The organism is Erwinia sp. V90_4, from assembly GCF_029967685.1.
Lineage (GTDB): Bacteria > Pseudomonadota > Gammaproteobacteria > Enterobacterales > Enterobacteriaceae > Erwinia > Erwinia aphidicola.
In genome coordinates this window covers 161,931-182,418 of record NZ_JASCAQ010000042.1, presented here as the reverse complement: position 1 = coordinate 182,418, position 20,488 = coordinate 161,931, and the positions used below count along the sequence as shown (strand labels likewise).

The following is a 20,488-nucleotide window of genomic DNA, read 5'->3' as shown; positions in this document are numbered from 1 at the left end:
AACTTACTCCAATCAACACTGTTTTACGCCAGAGGACAGCAGGGCGTTTTCAAATTTATCCAGGAAGACGCTCAACTCTTCTTTGCTGATCAGCAGCGAAGGCAGCAGGCGCAGCACGCAACCGTTACGGCCGCCGCGCTCCAGGATCAGACCGTGACCGAAGCAATGCTTCTGGACCAGTGCAGCCAGCTCGCCGTCCGCCGGGTGGCAGCCCATCTGATCCGGTGCTTCGTCAGGTTTAACCAGCTCAATACCGATCATCAAACCGAGACCGCGCACGTTGCCGATGACCGGGTAGCGTTTCTGCAGCTCAGCCAGCTGGCCTTTCAGCCACTCGCCCTGCTCTGCCACTTTGGCCGCAACGTTGTTTTCCTTCAGGATCTTCAGCGTGGTCAGGCCGGTTGCCATCGCCAGCTGGTTACCGCGGAAGGTGCCGGTGTGATGGCCAGGCGACCAGGCGTCGAACTCTTTCTTGATACCCAGCACGGCCAGCGGCAGACCGCCACCCACAGCTTTGGACATCACGATGATGTCTGGCTCAATGCCTGCGTGCTCGAAGGCGAAGAATTTACCGGTACGGGCAAAGCCAGCCTGCACTTCATCCAGAATCAGCAGGATGCCGTGCTCTTTGGTCACTTTGCGGATGCGCTGCAGCCACTCAGCCGGAGCCGGGTTCACGCCGCCCTCACCCTGAACGGCTTCGAGGATCACCGCCGCAGGTTTGCGCACGCCGCTCTCAACGTCGTTGATCAGGTTTTCGAAGTAGTAAGTCAGCGCTTTAACGCCAGCATCACCGCCAATACCCAGCGGGCAGCGGTAAAGATGCGGGTAAGGCATAAACTGCACTTCTGGCATCATGCCATCAACCGCTTCTTTCGGAGACAGGTTGCCGGTTACGGAGAGCGCACCGTGGGTCATACCATGGTAGCCACCGGAGAAGCTGATCACGCCAGCACGGCCGGTCACTTTTTTCGCCAGTTTCAGCGCAGCTTCAACGGCATCGGCACCAGACGGGCCGGTAAACTGCAGGCAGTACTCTTTACCCTGGCCTGGCAGCAGTGACAGCAGGTACTCTGAGAACTGATCTTTCAACGGGGTTGTCAGGTCAAGCGTATGTAACGGCAAGCCGCTGGTAATGACATTCTGGATACTTTGCAACACATCAGGGTGGTTATGTCCAAGTGCCAGCGTTCCCGCACCGGCCAGGCAATCAAGATATTGATTATTCTCAACATCCGTGATCCAAACGCCCTGGGCTTTCGCAATTGCAAACGGCAATTTGCGTGGATAACTCCTAACATTCGATTCAAATTCAGCCTGACGAGCCAAATAGGTTTCATTGTTTGCGTTTAATGTAGTCGCACCTGAATTATCAATACGGACTTTATCCGTCATCATATCTCTCCTACAACCAGGGTCTCATTGGTACCGCGGTTGAATAAATGTAATAAGAAAAAGACTATGTAAAAAGCGCGGCCACAATATAGCTTTTTGCCCCACATCTCAATGATTTATTTTGTTTAGATTTGTAGGGTTTTTATCATGCTAATCAATAGCTTGCTTTAAGCCTAACCGATCGTGCTGTCTACAACACCTAAGAAAGTGATTAATAATGCAGCAAATTGAGGGTACGGGAGAGGGTAAGTGGCTCAGAGGAAAGAAGAAAGCGTCTACGGCGAAGATTAATTATAACAATTAAATAACCTATGAATTTTGTAAGGAAAAGCAAATTCCGCGCGGACTACACTGGGGCGTTACCCATGAGCCAGATGAAAGGTGAATAGTGTTAACTGAACCCTGCCGAAATCTGCTGAGGATCAAGCGCAGTATTTCGGCACGGAGTGCGTCCTGATTATTTCAGGCCTTGAGCATTAAGCATTTTCACCGTGGCATCCACGTCTATCTCATCTTCCGAGAAGATGAGCGTCGTTCCCTGGAAAGTGGTGATCGCCAGTTTTTTCAGCGAGCGCATCTCGCCCGGTTCTGCGGCGGCTTTTGGCCTGATGCTGTTCATCAACAGGCCGACGGACAGCACCGCATTTTCTTTATCAATACGGGTATCGGCCGGCACTTCTTCGCTGTAGACCAGCCAGGACTTGATTGAGGTAAGCTTAAGGCGCTCCCCCGCGATAAAGATGTGGTTACTTTCCGCGGCCACTTTCACCGCAAACGCCGATAAGCCCTTGGTATTAGTGGTCGGCTCGAAGGTGACGGCCGCATCTTTCTTGATCAGATCGGGATTGACGACCTTGATCACATGAAAATAACGGTTATCGCCGTTTTCATCTTTGATAAAGCCAAAGCCTTTATCTTTAAACCAGGTTGTGATCGTTCCATTCATCGCCATTACCGCCTACCTAATCGTTTATTCATACTCTAAATAATTCACGTCCCCGCGTGGGGCCTACTAACAAGTGTACTCAATTTTTTCAGCGCGCAGTGTAAAGCACAACGCCCGCGCAGACCACGCCTTTGCTGTCAGTCTGGGCGAAAAACTCCCCGTGCGCGAGACTACTCGTTACCCCATTGATTGAGGAAGTTGGCGATATCATCAATGCGCTGCGGGTCGATGTTGGCTTCAACAGCCATCTCTTTCTGCCCTTCCTCGCTGATCTCTTCATTATTCATCAGGCGGGTCAGCAGCAGCTGGAAGTAAAGCGCCAGCGAATCACGCTCTGCTTCACTCACCGGCTTAGCGCATTCGGTCGCATACTCATCGGCGATATCATAATATTTCAGCGGGACATCATTATGCATAACAGACTCCTGGGGTAAATTTACGCCCGACAATGGCCGGGTCGTCTGGCCGCGATTTTACCTTAACCAGCCAGGCTTGTCCTGCTGACGCGTTGGGATTCGCAACCCGGCTGAAAATTCTTTATCATCCGCTGCCACTTCTCCTGCAGGCAATTTAATGTCTACGATTATCGATACTTTTATTGCCCCGCCCTGTCATGAAGAGATCGCGATCCTCTGGCAGGACGATCATCTGCTGCTGATCAATAAGCCCAGCGGGCTGCTCAGCCTGTCGGGGAAGAATCCGCAGAATCTCGATTCGGTCCATTATCGGCTGGTGCAGACCTTTCCGGGCTGTACTTTGATCCACCGCCTGGATTTCGGCACTTCCGGGCTGATGGTGATTGCCCGCAATAAAGCGATCAATGCCGCACTCTGCCAGCAGTTCAGCCAGCGCAGCGTGACCAAAATATACAGCGCGCTGCTGTGCGGACATCTGGAAAACGATGAAGGGATCATTGACGCGCCGATCGCTAAAGATCCGGCGCTGTTCCCACTGATGTCGATTTGCGCCATCAGCGGCAAGCCTGCCCGCTCGCGCTATCGGGTGGTTGAGCGCACGGTGCACTTACTGGCAGAGGGGGCAAGAGTGCCGGTAACGCGGGTGCAGCTGATGCCGGAAACCGGGCGCACCCACCAGCTGCGTATTCACTGCCAGCAGCTGGGGCACCCTATTTTGGGCTGCGACCTGTATGGCGGCCTGTCACAGCCCGGCATTCAAAGCACGCCGCGGCTGATGCTGCACGCCAGCGAGCTGCACTTTGTTCATCCCGTGAGTGGAGAACGGATCGCAGCGCGCAATGAAAGCCCGTTTTAGCCAAGCTGGGTCATTACCACATCAGATCGTCGGGCACTTTGAAGTCCGCATACGGATCTTCTTCGTCCTGCTCTTCCTGGCTCAGCGCACTGTTCAATACGATACTGTTGGCATCGCGCTGGGCGATTTTATCGGCCACGCTGGCGGGGATGATGGCATACTGGCTCTCACCGCTGGTGTCGTTGACCAGACGAGCAATCGCCAGACGGCCGTTAATCAGCTGCGCCTGAGTGGCCTTGTCTACCGCGATTTTTTTAATCAGATTGTTATCGGTGAAGTTAAAATCAATATCGCCTCTTGAGACGGTGACTTTATTCATTTCAATCAGCTGCTTCACCTGCGCTTTGTACTCTTTCGATAGCGCCGCCTGCTTTTGCTGTTCGCTGAGCTGCTTGTCCCGCTCAATCTGCGCTTTTTTATTCTCTTCTACTGCCTCTCTGGCTTCACGCGCCTGAACGCGGGACTTTTTCGCCGTTCTCTCTACCTTGGCCAGTTTCTTACTGGACACCAAACCCGCTTTCAGCATCTGCTCTTGTAGAGTGAGTTTTGTCATTTCCGCTCTCGAATCCATTAAATAATAGCGGAGGATTATACCCGCAATTGCCCAGGCTGTACCAGGCAGTCGCCGATCATCCTCGGCTTTGTGACAGATTACGTGGCAAACCCGGCAGCCACGTTATCCCTGGCGCAAGGTTTTTAGCCTCTCAAGCGGTATGAACCCTGTCACAAAACGCGCATCAGGTTTTTTGCCCGAAACCGACACGCTAACCCAGAGGCGCTTTGTTAATGGCCCGTTAACGCTTAATGCAGCCAGTTGTTAACAGACATTGATGCGTCAAACGCATCAGTCTATGAGTTTATTGCGCTTATTTACTTTATTTCGCTGATTCAGTCTGCAGAAACAGGCGCGCTACAAGCGTCAATAACAAACTGGAGATAAAGATGCTTTCCTCTCACGCACCCATGACAAATCGGGCGAGATTTAGCGCGATCCTGCGCGTTACCTCTGGCAACTTTCTTGAGCAATTTGATTTCTTCCTGTTCGGATTTTATGCCACCTACATCGCCCATACTTTTTTCCCGGCCAGCAGTGAATTTGCCTCGCTGATGATGACCTTCGCGGTGTTTGGCGCTGGCTTCCTGATGCGCCCCATCGGGGCTGTGGTGCTGGGCGCCTATATTGATAAAGTCGGCAGACGTAAAGGGCTGATCGTCACCCTGTCGATCATGGCGGCCGGCACCTTCCTGATCGTGCTTATTCCGTCTTATCAGACCATCGGAATTTGGGCGCCGTTGCTGGTGCTGTGCGGTCGTTTATTGCAGGGGTTCTCGGCCGGCGCCGAGCTAGGTGGCGTCTCCGTGTACCTCGCCGAGATTGCCTCACCGGGGCGTAAAGGCTTTTACACCAGCTGGCAATCCGGCAGCCAGCAGGTCGCCATTATGGTGGCAGCCGCGATGGGCTTCGCGCTGAATGCCCTGATGGAGGAGAGCGCTATCCGCGACTGGGGCTGGCGCCTGCCCTTCCTGTTCGGCTGCCTGATTGTGCCGTTCATCTTTTTCCTGCGTCGCAAACTGGAAGAGACCGAAGAGTTCAGCGCCCGTCGTCGTCACCTGGCGATGCGCGAGGTGTTCACAACCCTGCTGACAAACTGGCAGGTGGTGATAGCCGGCATGCTGATGGTCGCCATGACCACCACGACGTTTTATTTGATCACCGTATATGCCCCGACCTTCGGCAAAAAAGTGCTGATGCTCAGCGCTTCTGACAGCCTGCTGGTTACCCTGCTGGTCGCGGTATCTAACTTTCTCTGGCTGCCGATCGGTGGCGCCCTCTCCGACCGCTTTGGCCGTAAGCCGGTGCTGATCGCCATGGCGCTGCTGGCGCTGGTAACAGCCTACCCTGCACTCAGCCTGCTGGCTGAAGAGCCCAGTTTCTCCATGATGCTTACGGTGCTGCTGTGGCTCTCATTTATTTATGGCCTTTACAACGGCGCGATGATCCCGGCCTTAACGGAGATTATGCCAGCGGAGGTTCGGGTCGCCGGTTTCTCGCTGGCCTACAGCCTGGCGACGGCCATATTTGGTGGATTTACCCCGGTTATCTCTACCGCACTGATTGAATACACCGGCGACAAGGCATCACCAGGCTACTGGATGGGCTTTGCTGCACTGTGCGCCTTGTTAGCGACGCTGTATCTGTATCGTCGCAGCACTTTATCACTGCAACCCACCGCCTGAATCAGGGAGTTCGTTATGCACAAAATAGTTCGTTCACTGTTCGCCATACTGCTGCTTTGCTGCGCCAGCTCCGCCGCGCTGGCCAAAGAAGTGACCGTGATGATTTCCGGCGGCTTTAAGGCCGCCCTGGAAAAACTCGCCCCGCAATTTGAAGCCAGCAGCGGTGATAAAATCACGCTGGTAGCCGGCCCCTCAATGGGTAAGACGCCGCAGGCGATCCCTTCGCGGCTGGCACGCGGAGAGAAGGCCGATGCGGTGATCATGGTCGGCGACGCGCTGGAAAATCTGGAAAAAGATCGCAGGATCCGCCCGCATTCACGCGTGGAGCTGGCCGACTCGCCGATTGGTATGGTGGTGAAACAGGGCGATGCGCCACCCGAGATTAAAACTGATGCGCAGCTGCGTCACACCCTGCTTAACGCCCGTTCTGTTGCTTACTCTGACAGTGCCAGCGGACGCTATGTCAGCAGCCAGCTGTTCAAAAAGCTGGGCATTGAGCAGGAGATGAAGGAGAAAGCCCATCAGATTGAACGCATTCCGGTGGCCTCAGAGGTGGCAAAAGGCCATTATGCGCTCGGTTTCCAGCAGGTGAGTGAACTCCTGCCGGTCGCGGGTATCACCTTTGTTGGCGAACTGCCTGACAATGTCCAGTACATCACGCGCTTTGCCGGGGCGGTCACCGCCAATGCGCAACATCCTCAGGAAGGTAAAGCGCTGCTGGAATTTCTCTCCTCCGCCGCGGCGCAAAAGGTCATTCACGCCAGCGGGATGCGATCCGTCAAGAGTGAGCAACGCTTGAGGGCGAGTGATACTGTTCAGTAATCAGGTTTTCCAGCTCGGTGGCTAACCAGGACTGCATGCGCCCGTTTCGCCTGATCAGGCCAACGGTGCGCTTCACCACCGGATCGGTGAGCGCCAGCTGAGTCAGCACTGAATGCCCGGAGCGCGGCATCGACATGGCGGGTACGGCGGCAATGCCGATCCCCGCCTCCACCATGCCCAGCATCGTGGTGACATGGCGGGTTTCACAGATGCTGGGGCGCTCAGGCGTGATGTGCTCCAGCTTCTGATCCAGCAGATTGCGGTTGCCGGAGGTCTTATCCAGACCGACATAATCCTGCTGATAAAACTCGCGCCAGGTCAGACTTTTGCTGCCTGCAAGCGGGTGATCGCGCCGGCAGGCAGCCACATAGACATCTGCAACCAGCGGCAAAAATTCGAGGTCGGGTTGCAGGCTGGTGGCAAAGCAGATACCAAAATCAGCCTGACCGCGGGTCACGGCTTCGATGACATTGCCTGCGCTGCTATCGATAAGCTTGACGCGCACGCGGGGAAAGCGGGCCTGGAAACGGCGGATGACGTCCGGCATAAAGTAATAGGCCGCGGAAGGCACCGTGGCCACGGTCACGACCCCCCTGCGTTCCTCGCTGACTTTATTGATATCCGCTAATACTGACTCCACGTTGATCAGCAGCTGCTCTGAACGCTCCGCAAAGGTCTGCCCGTAAAGGGTCAGGGTGACGCGACGGGTGGTTCTGTCGAACAGTTTAATGCCCAAAGCGGATTCGAGCTTCTCTATCCGGCGGCTCAATGCGGATTGGGAGAGGCAGATGGACTCCGCGGCAAGCCGAAAATTTCCATATTCAATCAGCGCGCGAAAGGCATAGAGATCGTTAAGATCAAAATTAACGGGCATAGCGGCAGACAATCCTTTCAGGGTCAGCAAGGCGTAGAGCAGAAATCATAGTCAGTTATGGCGCAACGGCAACCTTTATCCTTGCTCGGTGCCGGGTGATGCAGCGGATAGCTGAAAGGCGATAAATATTGGGCATAAAAAAGCCCGCAGTTACGCGGGCTTAGCGGTGATTCATGGCTTAATCATGCCGGGAGGTTAAATTATTCCCACTCGATCGTCGCCGGTGGCTTACCGGAGATATCGTAAACCACGCGCGAAATACCATCGACTTCATTGATGATGCGGTTGGAAACGCGGCCGAGGAAGTCGTACGGCAGGTGTGCCCAGTGCGCGGTCATAAAGTCGATAGTCTCGACCGCACGCAGGGAAACCACCCAGTCGTACTTACGGCCATCGCCCATCACGCCGACAGAGCGCACCGGCAGGAACACGGTGAACGCCTGGCTCACCTTGTTATACAGGTCAGCTTTATGCAGCTCTTCGATGAAGATAGCATCGGCGCGACGCAGCAGGTCGCAGTACTCTTTCTTCACTTCGCCCAGTACACGCACGCCGAGGCCCGGGCCCGGGAACGGGTGACGGAACAGCATCGCGTGCGGCAGGCCGAGTTCCAGACCGATTTTACGCACTTCGTCTTTGAACAGCTCACGCAGCGGCTCAACCAGGCCCATCTTCATCTCTTTCGGCAGGCCACCCACGTTGTGGTGTGATTTGATCACGTGCGCTTTGCCGGTGGCAGACGCGGCGGATTCAATCACGTCCGGGTAGATGGTGCCCTGCGCCAGCCACTTCACATCTTCCAGCTGCAGCGCCTGCTCGTCGAACACTTCAACGAACACGCGACCGATGATCTTACGTTTGGCTTCCGGCTCGGCTTCGCCCGCCAGCGCGTCGAGGAAGCGTTTTTCACCTTCCACATGGATAATGTTCAGACCGAAGTGGTCGCCAAACATCTCCATAACCTGCTCGGCTTCGTTCAGGCGCAGCAGGCCGTTATCGACAAATACGCAGGTCAGACGGTCGCCAATCGCGCGGTGCAGCAGCATCGCGGTCACGGAGGAGTCAACGCCGCCGGACAGGCCGAGGATCACTTTGTCGTTACCCACCTGCTCGCGCAGGCGTTCAACGGCATCTTCGATGATTTTCGCTGGGGTCCACAGCGCTTCACACTGGCAGATATCGCGCACGAAGCGCTCCAGCAGGCGCAGGCCCTGACGGGTGTGGGTCACTTCCGGGTGGAACTGCACGCCGTAGAAACGCTTCTCTTCGTTGGCCATAATGGCAAACGGGCAGCTGTCGGTGCTGGCAACGGTGACGAAGTCAGACGGGATCGCCGTCACTTTGTCGCCGTGGCTCATCCACACGTCCAGCAGCGGCTTACCGCCAGCGCTGATGGCGTCTTCAATGTCGCGGGTCAGCGCGCTCTGGGTTCTCACTTCCACCTGCGCGTAACCAAATTCGCGCTCGCTGGAACCTTCCACTTTACCGCCCAGCTGCTGCGCCATGGTCTGCATGCCGTAGCACACGCCCAGCACCGGCACACCGGCGTTAAACACGTAGTCTGGCGCACGCGGGCTGCCATGCTCGGTGGTACTTTCCGGGCCGCCGGAGAGGATGATGCCGTTCGGGTTGAACCCGCGGATCTGCTCTTCGGTGACGTCCCACGCCCACAGTTCACAGTACACGCCCAGTTCACGCACGCGGCGCGCAACCAGCTGAGTATACTGTGAACCGAAATCGAGGATCAGTATGCGATGCTTATGAATATTTTCCGTCGTCATTGGGCTATTCCAGGGCGATGTAGTACAAATTCGGGATTAGGTTTATAACGCCCGGCTCTGAGCCGGGCGGGCAATACCGGGTTGTTATGAACCCATACGGTAGTTCGGGGACTCTTTGGTGATGGTCACGTCGTGAACGTGGCTCTCCTGAATCCCGGCACCGCTGATGCGAACGAATTCCGCTTTGGTGCGCAGGTCGTCGATAGTAGCACAGCCGGTCAGACCCATACAGGAACGCAGGCCGCCCATTTGCTGATGCACGATAGCCTTCAGGAAGCCTTTGTAAGCCACGCGGCCTTCGATCCCTTCCGGCACCAGCTTGTCAGCGGCGTTATCGGTCTGGAAGTAGCGGTCTGAAGAGCCTTTAGACATGGCGCCCAGTGACCCCATGCCGCGATAGGACTTGAATGAACGGCCCTGATACAGCTCGATTTCGCCCGGAGATTCGTCAGTACCGGCCAGCATTGAGCCAACCATCACCGCAGAAGCGCCGGCGGCGATAGCTTTGGCAATGTCGCCCGAGAAGCGGATACCGCCATCGGCGATTACCGGAATACCGGTGCCTTCCAGCGCAGCGACCGCGTCAGATACGGCGGTGATCTGCGGCACACCCACGCCGGTCACGATGCGGGTGGTACAGATTGAGCCAGGGCCGATACCGACTTTCACCGCGCTCACGCCCGCTTCCACCAGCGCCAGTGCGCCAGCGCCGGTTGCCACGTTACCGCCGACGATCTGCAGGTCAGGATATTTTTCACGGGTAGCACGAATACGCTGCAGCACGCCTTCGGAGTGGCCGTGAGAGGAGTCGATCAGCAGCACGTCAACACCGGCTGCGACCAGCGCATCCACGCGCTCTTCGTTACCGGCACCGGCACCGACGGCGGCACCGACGCGCAGGCGTCCGTGTTCGTCTTTACAGGCGTTCGGTTTACGTTCGGCTTTCTGGAAGTCTTTAACGGTGATCATGCCCAGCAGATGGAAGCTGTCATCCACCACCAGCGCTTTCTCGACGCGTTTTTCGTGCATTTTGTGCAGCACCACTTCGCGCGCTTCGCCCTCTTTCACCGTGACCAGGCGCTCTTTCGGCGTCATCACGGCAGAAACGGGCAGGCTCAGGTCGGTCACAAAGCGCACGTCACGGCCGGTGATAATCCCCACCAGTTCGTTATTGCCGTTCACTACCGGGTAGCCGGCAAAGCCGTTACGTTCGGTCAGCGCTTTCACTTCGCTCAGGGCAGTGGTAGGCAACACGGTCTGCGGGTCGGTGACCACGCCGCTTTCGTGTTTCTTCACCTTGCGCACTTCTTCAGCCTGGCGCTCGATGGACATATTTTTGTGGATAAAGCCCAGACCACCTTCCTGCGCCAGTGCAATAGCCAGACCCGCTTCGGTCACGGTATCCATTGCAGCGGACAACATAGGAATGTTTAAACGGATAGTTTTGGTGAGCTGGGTGCTGAGGTCGGCCGTGTTTGGCAGTACAGTCGAGTGGGCAGGAACGAGCAGAACGTCGTCAAATGTCAGGGCTTCTTTAGCGATTCTTAGCATGGCAATATCTCAACCTCAGGGTGAATGAGAACTTGTAAAATATTGCCGCGGCATTATACAGGCCGTAATCGATTGCCTCCAGCATTATTTACCAAAAAGTCTTGATCCCCTCAGTGAGCCATGTAGTATCGGTTAATTAACCCTCTGATTTAAAGTTTGATCTTCATCACATGTCGCTACCGCCAACCGCCAATATTTTTACCGTCAGCCGTCTGAACAGTACAGTGCGCAAGCTGCTGGAGATGGAAATGGGCCAGGTCTGGCTGAGCGCGGAGATCTCGAATTTCTCCCAGCCCTCTTCCGGTCACTGGTACTTCACCCTGAAGGATGATGGTGCCCAGGTGCGCTGCGCGATGTTTCGCAACAGCAACCGCCGCGTCACCTTCCGCCCACAAAACGGCCAGCAGATTCTGGTGCGTGCCACTATCACGCTGTATGAACCGCGCGGCGATTACCAGCTGATTGCCGAGAGCATGCAGCCGGCCGGCGATGGTCTGTTACAGCAGCAGTTCGAGCAGCTGAAGCAGCGCCTGATGGCCGAAGGTCTGTTTGAGCAGGGCCATAAGCAGCCACTGCCGGACCCGGCGCGTCAGGTTGGGGTCATCACCTCCGCCAGCGGTGCCGCGCTACACGACGTCCTGCGCGTGCTACAGCGACGCGACCCGTCACTGCCGGTGGTCATCTACCCAACTCAGGTACAGGGCAGCGATGCCCCCTCAGGCATCGTCAGGGCGATTGAGCTGGCGAACGCGCGCAATGAGTGTGATGTATTAATTGTCGGGCGCGGCGGCGGCTCGCTGGAAGATCTGTGGAGCTTTAACGACGAATGCGTGGCGCGGGCGATTTTTGCCAGCCGCATTCCAGTCGTTAGCGCCGTCGGCCATGAAACCGACGTTACCATTGCCGATTTCGTCGCCGACCTGCGCGCGCCGACCCCTTCCGCCGCGGCGGAGCTGGTCAGCCGCAATCAGATTGAGCTGCTGCGCCAGCTGCAATCCCAGCAGCAGCGCATGGAAATGGCGATGGATTACTACCTTGCGCAGCAGCAGCGCACCTTCACGCGCCTGCAGCACCGCCTGCAGCAGCAGCACCCGCAGCTGCGCCTGGCACGCCAGCAGACGGCGCTGATGAAGCTGCAGCGCCGCCTCGATGACGCCGTGCAGCAGCAGCTGCGTCAGGCAACGCACCTGCAGGAGCGGATCGGCCAGCGCCTGAACGCCATCCGCCCGGAGATGCGCATTGAGCGCGCCAGCCAGCAATTGCAGCAGTGGCACTACCGCCTGCAGCAGGCGATGCAGCAGCAGCTTAACGGCAACAAACAGCGCTTCGGCAATCTTGCCGCCCAGCTGGAGGGCGTCAGCCCGTTAGCGACGCTGGCACGCGGTTTCAGCGTCACCACCGCGGCCGACGGCCAGGTGATCAAAAAAACCAAACAGCTGCACCCCGGCGACACGCTGAAAACCCGTCTTGACGACGGCTGGGTGGAGAGTGAAGTGACCGCGATTACCCCGGTGAAAAAAACGCGCAGGCGCAGCGCCTGAAGCCAGGAGGGTTCTGCCCTCCTCTTCCCCCCATTTCCCCCATTCGGCCCATGCGAAACTATACTTGTCTGACATTCCTCGTTAAGCAAGGAGCCTGTTATGCCTTATGGCGTGATCCCCCCGTATATCCTGCGCAAGATTATTGACCACGGTTCTTCCCGCCAGCAGAGCTGCGCGCGTCAGACGTTGACCCACGTACAAACCCTGATGAATGAGAGCTGGCAGACGCCGCACTCAGCCACCACCGCCACGCCGGGCAGCGTACAGCGTGAAATCTACGATGCCGGGCAGACTCAGAGCCTGCCGGGCACGCTGGTGCGCAGTGCCAGCCAGCCCGCCGCTGGCGATGTGGCGGTGAACGAAGCCTGGGACTACCTCGGTATTACCTATGATTTTTTCTGGCACGCCTACCAGCGCAACTCCCTGGATAACAAGGGCCTGACGCTGCTTGGCACGGTCCATTACGGTAAGGATTACCAGAATGCCTTCTGGAACGGGCAGCAGATGGTGTTTGGTGACGGCGATGGCGAAATCTTTAATCGCTTTACCATCGCACTCGATGTGGTGGGCCACGAGCTGGCGCACGGCGTGACGGAAACCGAGGCCGGGCTGATCTATTTCGAACAGGCCGGGGCGCTCAACGAGTCGCTGTCCGATGTGTTCGGCGTGCTGGTCAAGCAGTATCACCTGCAGCAGAGTGCCGACCAGGCCAACTGGCTGATTGGCGAGGGGCTGCTGGCGGAGGGGATCAAGGGGCGCGGCCTGCGCTCGATGTCCGAGCCGGGCACCGCCTACGACGATCCGCTGCTGGGTAAAGATCCCCAGCCCGGCCATATGCGCGATTACATTCAGACGCGTGACGATAACGGCGGCGTGCACCTTAATTCCGGCATCCCCAACCGCGCCTTCTACCTGGCCGCCGTGGCGCTGGGCGGCTTCGCGTGGGAGCTGGCGGGCTATGCCTGGTACGATACGGTCTGCGATAAAACGCTGCCGCAGAATGCCGATTTCAAAACCTTCGCGCAGTTCACTATTCGCCACGGCGAGAAACGCTTTAACCAGGCCACGGCGGCGGCGATTGAGGAGGCCTGGAAACAGGTGGGTGTGCTGACATGAAACAGCCAGAATTAAGCGATGACGCGATTATCGATGTGGCGCGTGAAGGGGGCTTTGCCCTGATACCTAAGCTGGCTGAGCCACGCCGTTTTGCGCTGTCGCAGCTGGCGGCAGCGCAGAAAGAGCGGGTGTGCGAGGTGATGCGCCAGGCGCTTCCGCTGGGCGAACCGGAAGACCACCAGGCCGCGCTGGGGCGCGGCGACCAGCGCTATTTTCGTATTCAGATTAGCTATAGCACGCAGCAGTCCGCAGGCGCTATCGTGATACTGATCCCCGAACAGCTAGCGCCGCCGGAGCTGGAATCGCTGTGGCGCGATGGCTAACAGGCAAAAAAATACCCCTTCATCGCTGAAGGGGTATGCGTGACATCAGTTGAGCGGCCAGGCCGCTGCCGTTAGTTGTCCAGTGCGTAAGCGATCACGTAATCACCACGGTCCGGCGACTGACGTGCGCCGCCTGCGGAGATCAGTATGTACTGCTTACCGGTTTTCGGTGATTTGTAGCTGATTGGGCCACCCTGGCTGCCCACTGGCAGACGGGCTTTCCACACTTCTTTACCGGTAGAGGTATCGAAGGCGCGCAGGTAGTAATCCTGAGTGCCTGCGATGAACACCAGGCCACCCTGGGTTGCCAGCGTGCCGCCCAGAGTTGGCATACCAACCGGCATTGGCGCACGCATTTTGATACCAAATGGACCGGTATCCTGCACGGTACCGACTGGCACCTGCCAGACGATTTTCTGCGTCTTCATGTCGATCGCCGACAGCGTACCGAACGGCGGCTTCTGGCAAGGAATGCCCAGCGGCGACATAAAGCGGTTTTTATTCACCGCGTACGGCGTGCCTTTCATCGGCACCAGGCCCATGCCGGTATTCACGGCTTCGCCACCGTTACTGACCGCACCATCTTTCGCTGGCGCTGCTGGCACCATCTGCTGCCAGAGGCCCAGGCGCATATCGTTGACGAAGATCAGGTTGTTGTTCGGGTCGGTCGACAGGCTGCCCCAGTTCATCCCGCCCAGAGAGCCAGGGAAGCTGAGTGACTTATCGGTACCCGGCGGCGTGTAGAGTCCGGAATAACGCATGGATTTGAAGCTGATACGGCAGGCCAGCTGATCAAACGGCGTGGCGCCCCACATATCCGACTCGGTCAGCGTTTCGTTGCCGATTTGCGGCATGCCTACTGAGCGCGGCTGGGTTTTAGCATACTGCTCGTTCGGGATGTTAGCCTGCGGAACCGGCTGTTCAACCACGTCAGTCAGCGGCTTGCCGGTTTGACGATCCAGCACGTAGATCTGACCAGACTTGGTGCCAATGACCACCGCTGGCGTGGTGCTGCCATCTTTATGCGGGAAGTTGATCAGGCTTGGCTGCATCGGCAGGTCGAAGTCCCACAGATCGTTATGCACGGTCTGATAAACCCACTTCTCTTTACCGGTAGTGGCGTCCACGGCCAGTACGGAGGCACCGTATTTGTGATCCAGCTTGGTGCGATTGACGCCCCACAGGTCAACAGACGAGCTGCCCATCGGAATGAACACGGTGTTCATATCGGGATCGTAAGACATGGGTGCCCAGGAGTTAGGCGTGCTGCGCGTGAAGTGCTCGCCCGGCATCAGGATCGCATTCGGGTCGTCTTTGCCTGGGTCGAACGCCCAGCGCATTTTACCGGTGATGACGTCAAAGCCACGCATCACGCCGCCAGGCATATCGGTGCTAACGTTGTCCGCCACGCGGCCACCGACCACAACGGTGGTGCCGGCCAGCGTCGGTGCCGACGTCAGTACATAGCTCGGATCTTTGGCTTCGCCCATACCTTCCAGCAGGTTAACGCTGCCGTTGTTACCGAAGTCTGCACAGAACTTACCGGTATCAGCGTCTAAGGCAATCAGACGGCTGTCGATGGTGTTCATCAGAATACGGCGCTGACAGGCCGCACCGGCAGGCAGGTCGATTGCCGCCGGAGGAACAGATCCCGGTACTTTAGGCTGCGTCAGTGGCTGGGTAGCATCAAAGTAAGCCAGGCCACGGCAGCGCATCCAGACCGAGGATTTCGCATTGATGTCCGCTTTCCAGATCTGCTTGCCGCTGTCGGCTTCCACTGCAATCACGTTGTTATGCGGAGTACAGAGGAATACGGTGTTGCCGACCTGCAGAGGTGTCTGCTGGTCTTCTGCGCCGTTACCATCCGGGCTGAGTGGCGTATCGCCAGTGTGGAAAGTCCAGGCCACTTTCAGATCTTTCACGTTATCACGGGTGATCTGGTCCAGCGCCACAAAGCGGCTGCCGCCCGGGGTGTTGCCGTAGTTATCCCAGTTTTTCTGCTCGGCGGATTTATCCACCGGAACCAGCGGCAGCTCCTGACCGTTTGCTGCCACGGTCGGATGCGGCTGGAACATGCCATACACTGTTGCCAGCAGGCCAACCACCATCACCACGCTCAGGCCATAGGCCACTTTCGCCGCGGGTGCTTTACCCTCACGCTTGCGCAGTGCCGGGAAGGTGACCAGCGCCAGCAGGAACATGCCAGCCGGGAACATCAGGCGCGAAACCAGCTGCCAGAAGTCGAGACCGGCATCCTGCACTGCCCAGATCAGGGTACCGATAAATACCAGCGCAAAAATCAGTACCGCAGAAGATTTGCGGCGGAAGAACTGAACGGCGGAAATCACGATGAGGATGCCGGCAATAACGAAATACCAGCTACCACCGAGTGAGGCTAATTTCCCACCACCAATGACAAAGTAGAGGCCCGTTGCCAGCAGGATTAAGCCCAGCAAGAAGCACCACAAGCCCAGCCATTTAGATGACCCGGCAGTTGATTGAGGCATAGCAGAAATACTCCTGGAGAATAAGGCGTAGCAATGTTCAACGTCTTATTTTTATTAACATGTTTCACGGGATGGCCCGTCCTGCGTTTGTTGCTGACGCTCGTAACTCACGGCAGGCGTGGCTGAGCACCCGTAACAAACGGCAGGATTGTACCACCAGGTTCATAATGTAATAAACAGAAAATTAACAAGCCGTCTAACTTTGATAACTATAGACCGAAATTCGCACAGAATGATAAAGGTGATAGTTGCCGGGGTTTACGGAGTGTCAGCGGGCAGCAGCAGCAGCCGTTGCTTTGAGATCAGCCCGTGACCGTGCTGGCAGAAATAGTCGACCGCGCCGCAGGCTTTAAGGACCTGTAACGGTTTCTGGCAGTCGGGGCAGCAGGCAATAGCAGGGATGGCGCGCTGGCAGCGGTCGCAGTGAAACTGCCCGGCCATGACGGTGAGTGGGTGCTGACAAACGGGGCAAGAAAGTGACATCGGCATCTCCTTTACTTCAGCGCGGCACCAAAAACAAAGGGTTGACCCCAAAAGCGGTCAACCCCTACTTTACACGCTGGCGAGGCCCTCAGACCCCCTTGCGGATCAACGTTTGTTCTTTTTGAGATGGCTCATTAAGCGTTGACGTTTACGCTGCTGGTTTGGCGTCAGCAGGTTGCGCTTGCCTTCGTACGGGTTATCACCCTCTTTGAACTGAATACGGATTGGCGTACCCATAATTTCCAGCGAGCGGCGGAAATAGTTCATCAGATAGCGCTTGTAGGAATCCGGCAGGTCTTTCACCTGGTTACCGTGGATCACCACAATCGGCGGGTTATAGCCCCCGGCGTGGGCATACTTCAGCTTCACGCGGCGGCTGCGCACCATAGGTGGCTGATGGTCGTCGGCCGCCATGTTCATGATGCGCGTCAGCATGGAGGTGTTCACGCGGCGGGTTGAACAGTCGTAGGCTTCGGTCACCGATTCAAACAGGTTACCGACGCCGCTGCCGTGCAGGGCGGAGATAAAGTGAATGCGTGCGAAGTCGATAAAGCCCAGACGGTAGTCCAGCTGCTCTTTCACTTCGTCACGGATCTCCTGTGACAGGCCATCCCACTTGTTAACCACGATAACCAGTGAGCGCCCACTATTCAGGATAAAGCCGAGCAGCGAGAGATCCTGATCGGAAATCCCCTCATGAGCATCAATCACCAGTAGCACGACGTTGGCATCTTCAATCGCTTTCAGGGTTTTGATGACCGAGAATTTTTCCACGGTTTCGGTAATTTTCCCGCGCTTACGCACCCCGGCAGTATCGATCAGGACATATTCACGCCCGTCACGCTCCATTGGAATATAGATACTGTCGCGGGTGGTGCCCGGCATGTCGTAAACCACCACGCGTTCTTCACCGAGAATACGGTTAGTTAGCGTTGACTTACCGACGTTTGGACGCCCGACGATAGCCAGCTTGATCGGCAGATCCAGCGGGTTAAAATCATCTTCTTCATTTTCCGGCGCTTCGCCGTTAGCTTTGGCTTCTTTCGCCGCAAACTCCGCCCAGTAGGCTTCGTTCTCTTGTTCTTCGGTCAGCTCCGCTTCGGGCGCAACTTCGTCCATCCACGGCAGCAGCACCAGCTCCAGCAGGCTGGTGACGCCGCGCCCGTGAGACGCGGCAATCGCGTGGATTTCACCCAGGCCGAGCGACCAAAAGTCGGTGACGGCGGAGTCCGCGTCCAGACCATCGGTTTTGTTCGCCACGATAAAGGTTGGCTTGTCGCGTGAGCGCAGGTGCTTGGCGATGGCGGTGTCAGCAGGCATCAGCCCGGCACGCGCATCGACCATAAACAGAACCACGTCGGCTTCTTCAATCGCCAGCAGCGACTGTTCCGCCATGCGTGTTTCCACGCCCTCTTCGTTACCGTCGATACCGCCGGTATCGATACAAATAAACTCACGCCCTTCAATTTCTGCGCGACCATATTTGCGGTCTCGAGTAAGCCCAGGAAAATCCGCCACCAGCGCATCTCGCGTGCGCGTTAAACGGTTAAACAGGGTGGATTTTCCCACATTGGGACGCCCGACAAGCGCGACCACAGGTACCATAGTGAAGCCTCATAACTAAAAAATAAGCGCCTGGCTGCGATTTTATTCGCGCTGCAGGCAGATAAACTGCCGCTCTACTCAGGCCGATGGCGCCTAGAATAACACGCCTTGGATAAAACAAAACGGCCCCTTGTGATCAAGGAGCCGTTTTACCCTGACTACGGGTAGCCGATCGCAGCTGATTAACGCGTAATCGCGTAAACCTCACCGTCTTTGGACTGGATCAGCAGCTTGTCGCTGGCCACCACCGGCTCAGTCTGGAAGCCGGAGCTGTCCAGTTTCTGCTGCGCCACAAAGCGGCCATCGTCGGTGTTAAGCCAGTGCAGGTAACCTTCCGCATCACCCACCACCAGGTAGCCGTTGTACAGCACCGGGGAGGTCAGGTTACGGTGCAGCAGATCGCTCTGGCGCCAGAGGGTTACGCCACCGTCGGTGTTCAGGGCAATCACGCGGTCATCCTGATCCACCAGATAGATGCGGCCACCGTCAACGATCATATCGTGGACCGAGCCGATTTCACGCTTCCACATGATCTGGCCGGAGCGCAGGTCCAGCGCCGTCAGGTTACCGTTGTAGGCCAGTGCATACACCACGCCATTGACGATTACCGGGGTCGTGTCGACATCCGCCAGGCGGTCGATTTCCGTCGCGCCGCTTGGCTGGGAAATACGCTGCTGCCAGATAATCTGGCCCTGGTTGAGGATCACGGCGCTCACGCGGCCGTTATCACCGCCCACTACGGCGGCGCCGAATGCGGTCGATGGCGCAGACTCACCGCGCAGGCTCAGGGCCGGCACGTCGAGGTTAACGGTCCATTTTACGCTGCCGCTGGTTTGATCAAGCCCCTGCAACATGCCGTTGCTGGTGTGAACCAGCACCAGGCCGTCGCTGACCACCGGGCGGGATAACACTTCACCGGCCGCTTTGGTCTGCCACGCAACGGAGCCATCGCTGGTGTTCAGGGCATAAACCTGCCCGCGCTCGCTGCCCACGTAGACGTGGCCGGCATCAACGGTCAGGCCGCCAGAGAGCAGCGCCGGGATATTGCTGGAGAAGAAACCGGTTTTTTCTGCCAGGTCCACTTTCCACTGTTCTTTGCCGTCGCCGGAGTTCAGCGCCTTGACGATGCCATGACGGTCAGCCGCATACACGGTATTTTCCGCCCAGGCCGGGTGCAGGTTAGAGTAGAAATCTCCAACTCCGTTGCCCACCGAGGTGCTCCAGACTTTCTCTGGCTCGAACTGATTCTGTACGGTTGGCAGTGGCGACATTTTAACCACGTCTTCTTCACCGCTAAACCATGAACATCCGCTAAGTAAGGTGACTGACATCAGTCCCGGCAGAAGTAACTTACGCAATTCCATGAAATCCCTCTTGTGCCTTGAAGGCCAAATATTAGAGCTTTTTAGCCCGGCAGATTATTCACTTTCATTTGCAGCATCTCTTTCAGCGTCGAAGAGGCGTCAGAATCAATGCCTTTAGTCCACGCATCGCGTGCACCCTTCGCGTCGCCTTTGCTGAGCAGCGCTTCACCGCGCACGTCAGCCACGATCGCTGTCCAGCCGTCGCCTTTCACGCTTTCCAGCGTTTTCAGCACCTCATCCGGCTGCTTTTGCTGCAGCTGAATGCGCGCCAGGCGCAGATTCAGTACCGCCTGCAGATTGGCGTCTTTGGTATCTTTCAGACCGCTCTGCAGCTGGGCTGCGGCTTTGTCCAGCTGGTTAGCATCAACATAGCGTTTCGCCAGGTCGAGAGAAGCCAGCGCGCCGTAAGTATTGCTGTTATCGCTGGCGAATTTCGCTGCGGCATCCAGCGTGGCGGGTTTGCTGGCATCCAGTGCCGAGGTCACCTGCTGATAGGCCGCAGAGGTTTCACGTGAACCGCTGTCCTGATGGCTGCTCCAGTAACGCCAGCCGACCAATGCGCCCACGCCCAGCACCACGCCAACTACCAGCGCTTTGCCGTTCTGTGCGAAGAAGTTCTTCAGCGCATCTACCTGCTCGTTTTCGTTGCTATATACTTCCACGCAATCCT

18 protein-coding genes are annotated in these 20,488 nt (G+C 57.0%); 6 read left to right on the top strand and 12 right to left on the bottom strand.

Going from position 1 to position 20,488, the window contains the following annotated elements; translation table 11 throughout:
* Positions 1-12: 12 nt before the first annotated feature.
* From QLG07_RS09490 to QLG07_RS09480, 3 genes are all read right to left on the bottom strand, one after another.
* The gene (locus QLG07_RS09490) at positions 13-1,395 is read right to left on the bottom strand and encodes a diaminobutyrate--2-oxoglutarate transaminase (RefSeq protein ID WP_062820909.1); all 1,383 of its coding nucleotides are present in this window, start codon (positions 1,393-1,395) and stop codon (positions 13-15) included.
* Between the two features lie 457 nt (positions 1,396-1,852).
* Positions 1,853-2,347, bottom strand: coding sequence for a cold shock domain-containing protein (locus QLG07_RS09485; RefSeq protein ID WP_099754922.1), 495 nt, complete (start codon positions 2,345-2,347; stop codon positions 1,853-1,855).
* A gap of 164 nt (positions 2,348-2,511) precedes the next feature.
* Positions 2,512-2,757 (bottom strand): YmjA family protein, encoded by a 246-nt coding sequence (locus QLG07_RS09480; RefSeq protein ID WP_048915193.1) that lies wholly within the window; start codon positions 2,755-2,757, stop codon positions 2,512-2,514.
* Positions 2,758-2,914: 157 nt separating this feature from the next.
* On the opposite strand from QLG07_RS09480, the gene QLG07_RS09475 reads away from it, so the two are divergent.
* Entirely contained in the window at positions 2,915-3,613 is a 699-nt protein-coding gene (locus tag QLG07_RS09475) for an RluA family pseudouridine synthase (protein WP_282469103.1), read from the top strand.
* Between the two features lie 13 nt (positions 3,614-3,626).
* Here the strand turns inward: QLG07_RS09475 and QLG07_RS09470 are convergent, their stop codons facing one another.
* Entirely contained in the window at positions 3,627-4,166 is a 540-nt protein-coding gene (locus QLG07_RS09470; RefSeq protein WP_133623076.1) for a DUF2058 domain-containing protein, read from the bottom strand.
* 389 nt (positions 4,167-4,555) lie between these two features.
* Here QLG07_RS09470 and QLG07_RS09465 point away from each other — a divergent pair, with 389 nt between their 5' ends.
* A complete protein-coding gene (locus QLG07_RS09465; protein ID WP_048915190.1) occupies positions 4,556-5,851 on the top strand; it encodes an MFS transporter in 1,296 nt (431 codons plus the stop codon).
* A 15-nt stretch (positions 5,852-5,866) separates the two neighbouring features.
* Complete coding sequence (locus QLG07_RS09460; protein WP_282469102.1) at positions 5,867-6,673, top strand: substrate-binding domain-containing protein; 807 nt, start codon at positions 5,867-5,869, stop codon at positions 6,671-6,673.
* Here QLG07_RS09460 and QLG07_RS09455 read toward each other — a convergent pair.
* The 3 genes from QLG07_RS09455 to guaB form a co-directional block, all read right to left on the bottom strand.
* Positions 6,630-7,547, bottom strand: a complete 918-nt coding sequence (locus QLG07_RS09455; protein ID WP_282469101.1) for a LysR family transcriptional regulator — start codon at positions 7,545-7,547, stop codon at positions 6,630-6,632. The two genes, QLG07_RS09460 and QLG07_RS09455, sit on opposite strands and share 44 nt — an antisense overlap.
* A 200-nt stretch (positions 7,548-7,747) precedes the next feature.
* The gene (guaA, locus tag QLG07_RS09450; protein ID WP_048915187.1) at positions 7,748-9,328 is read right to left on the bottom strand and encodes a glutamine-hydrolyzing GMP synthase; all 1,581 of its coding nucleotides are present in this window, start codon (positions 9,326-9,328) and stop codon (positions 7,748-7,750) included.
* Between the two features lie 84 nt (positions 9,329-9,412).
* Complete coding sequence (gene guaB / locus QLG07_RS09445) at positions 9,413-10,879, bottom strand: IMP dehydrogenase (RefSeq protein ID WP_048915186.1); 1,467 nt, start codon at positions 10,877-10,879, stop codon at positions 9,413-9,415.
* Between the two features lie 170 nt (positions 10,880-11,049).
* Here guaB and xseA point away from each other — a divergent pair, with 170 nt between their 5' ends.
* From xseA to QLG07_RS09430, 3 genes are all read left to right on the top strand, one after another.
* Positions 11,050-12,420 (top strand): exodeoxyribonuclease VII large subunit, encoded by a 1,371-nt coding sequence (xseA, locus tag QLG07_RS09440; protein WP_282469100.1) that lies wholly within the window; start codon positions 11,050-11,052, stop codon positions 12,418-12,420.
* A 99-nt stretch (positions 12,421-12,519) separates the two neighbouring features.
* The gene (locus tag QLG07_RS09435; protein ID WP_048915184.1) at positions 12,520-13,536 is read left to right on the top strand and encodes a M4 family metallopeptidase; all 1,017 of its coding nucleotides are present in this window, start codon (positions 12,520-12,522) and stop codon (positions 13,534-13,536) included.
* Positions 13,533-13,859 carry a protealysin inhibitor emfourin gene (locus tag QLG07_RS09430; RefSeq protein WP_048915183.1) on the top strand — a complete coding sequence of 109 codons (327 nt, stop codon included), beginning with the start codon at positions 13,533-13,535 and terminating at the stop codon, positions 13,857-13,859. Before QLG07_RS09435 ends, QLG07_RS09430 begins: the two co-directional genes overlap by 4 nt.
* A 71-nt stretch (positions 13,860-13,930) precedes the next feature.
* Here QLG07_RS09430 and QLG07_RS09425 read toward each other — a convergent pair whose 3' ends face one another.
* The 5 genes from QLG07_RS09425 to QLG07_RS09405 form a co-directional block, all read right to left on the bottom strand.
* Entirely contained in the window at positions 13,931-16,366 is a 2,436-nt protein-coding gene (locus QLG07_RS09425; protein WP_282469099.1) for a glucose/quinate/shikimate family membrane-bound PQQ-dependent dehydrogenase, read from the bottom strand.
* A gap of 258 nt (positions 16,367-16,624) precedes the next feature.
* A complete protein-coding gene (locus QLG07_RS09420) occupies positions 16,625-16,849 on the bottom strand; it encodes a zinc ribbon domain-containing protein (RefSeq protein WP_282469098.1) in 225 nt (74 codons plus the stop codon).
* Positions 16,850-16,954: 105 nt separating this feature from the next.
* Positions 16,955-18,454, bottom strand: coding sequence for a ribosome biogenesis GTPase Der (gene der / locus QLG07_RS09415; RefSeq protein WP_282469097.1), 1,500 nt, complete (start codon positions 18,452-18,454; stop codon positions 16,955-16,957).
* Between the two features lie 182 nt (positions 18,455-18,636).
* Positions 18,637-19,818, bottom strand: a complete 1,182-nt coding sequence (bamB, locus tag QLG07_RS09410; protein WP_048915179.1) for an outer membrane protein assembly factor BamB — start codon at positions 19,816-19,818, stop codon at positions 18,637-18,639.
* 41 nt (positions 19,819-19,859) lie between these two features.
* Positions 19,860-20,480 carry a YfgM family protein gene (locus QLG07_RS09405; protein ID WP_133623065.1) on the bottom strand — a complete coding sequence of 207 codons (621 nt, stop codon included), beginning with the start codon at positions 20,478-20,480 and terminating at the stop codon, positions 19,860-19,862.
* Positions 20,481-20,488 lie beyond the last annotated feature (8 nt).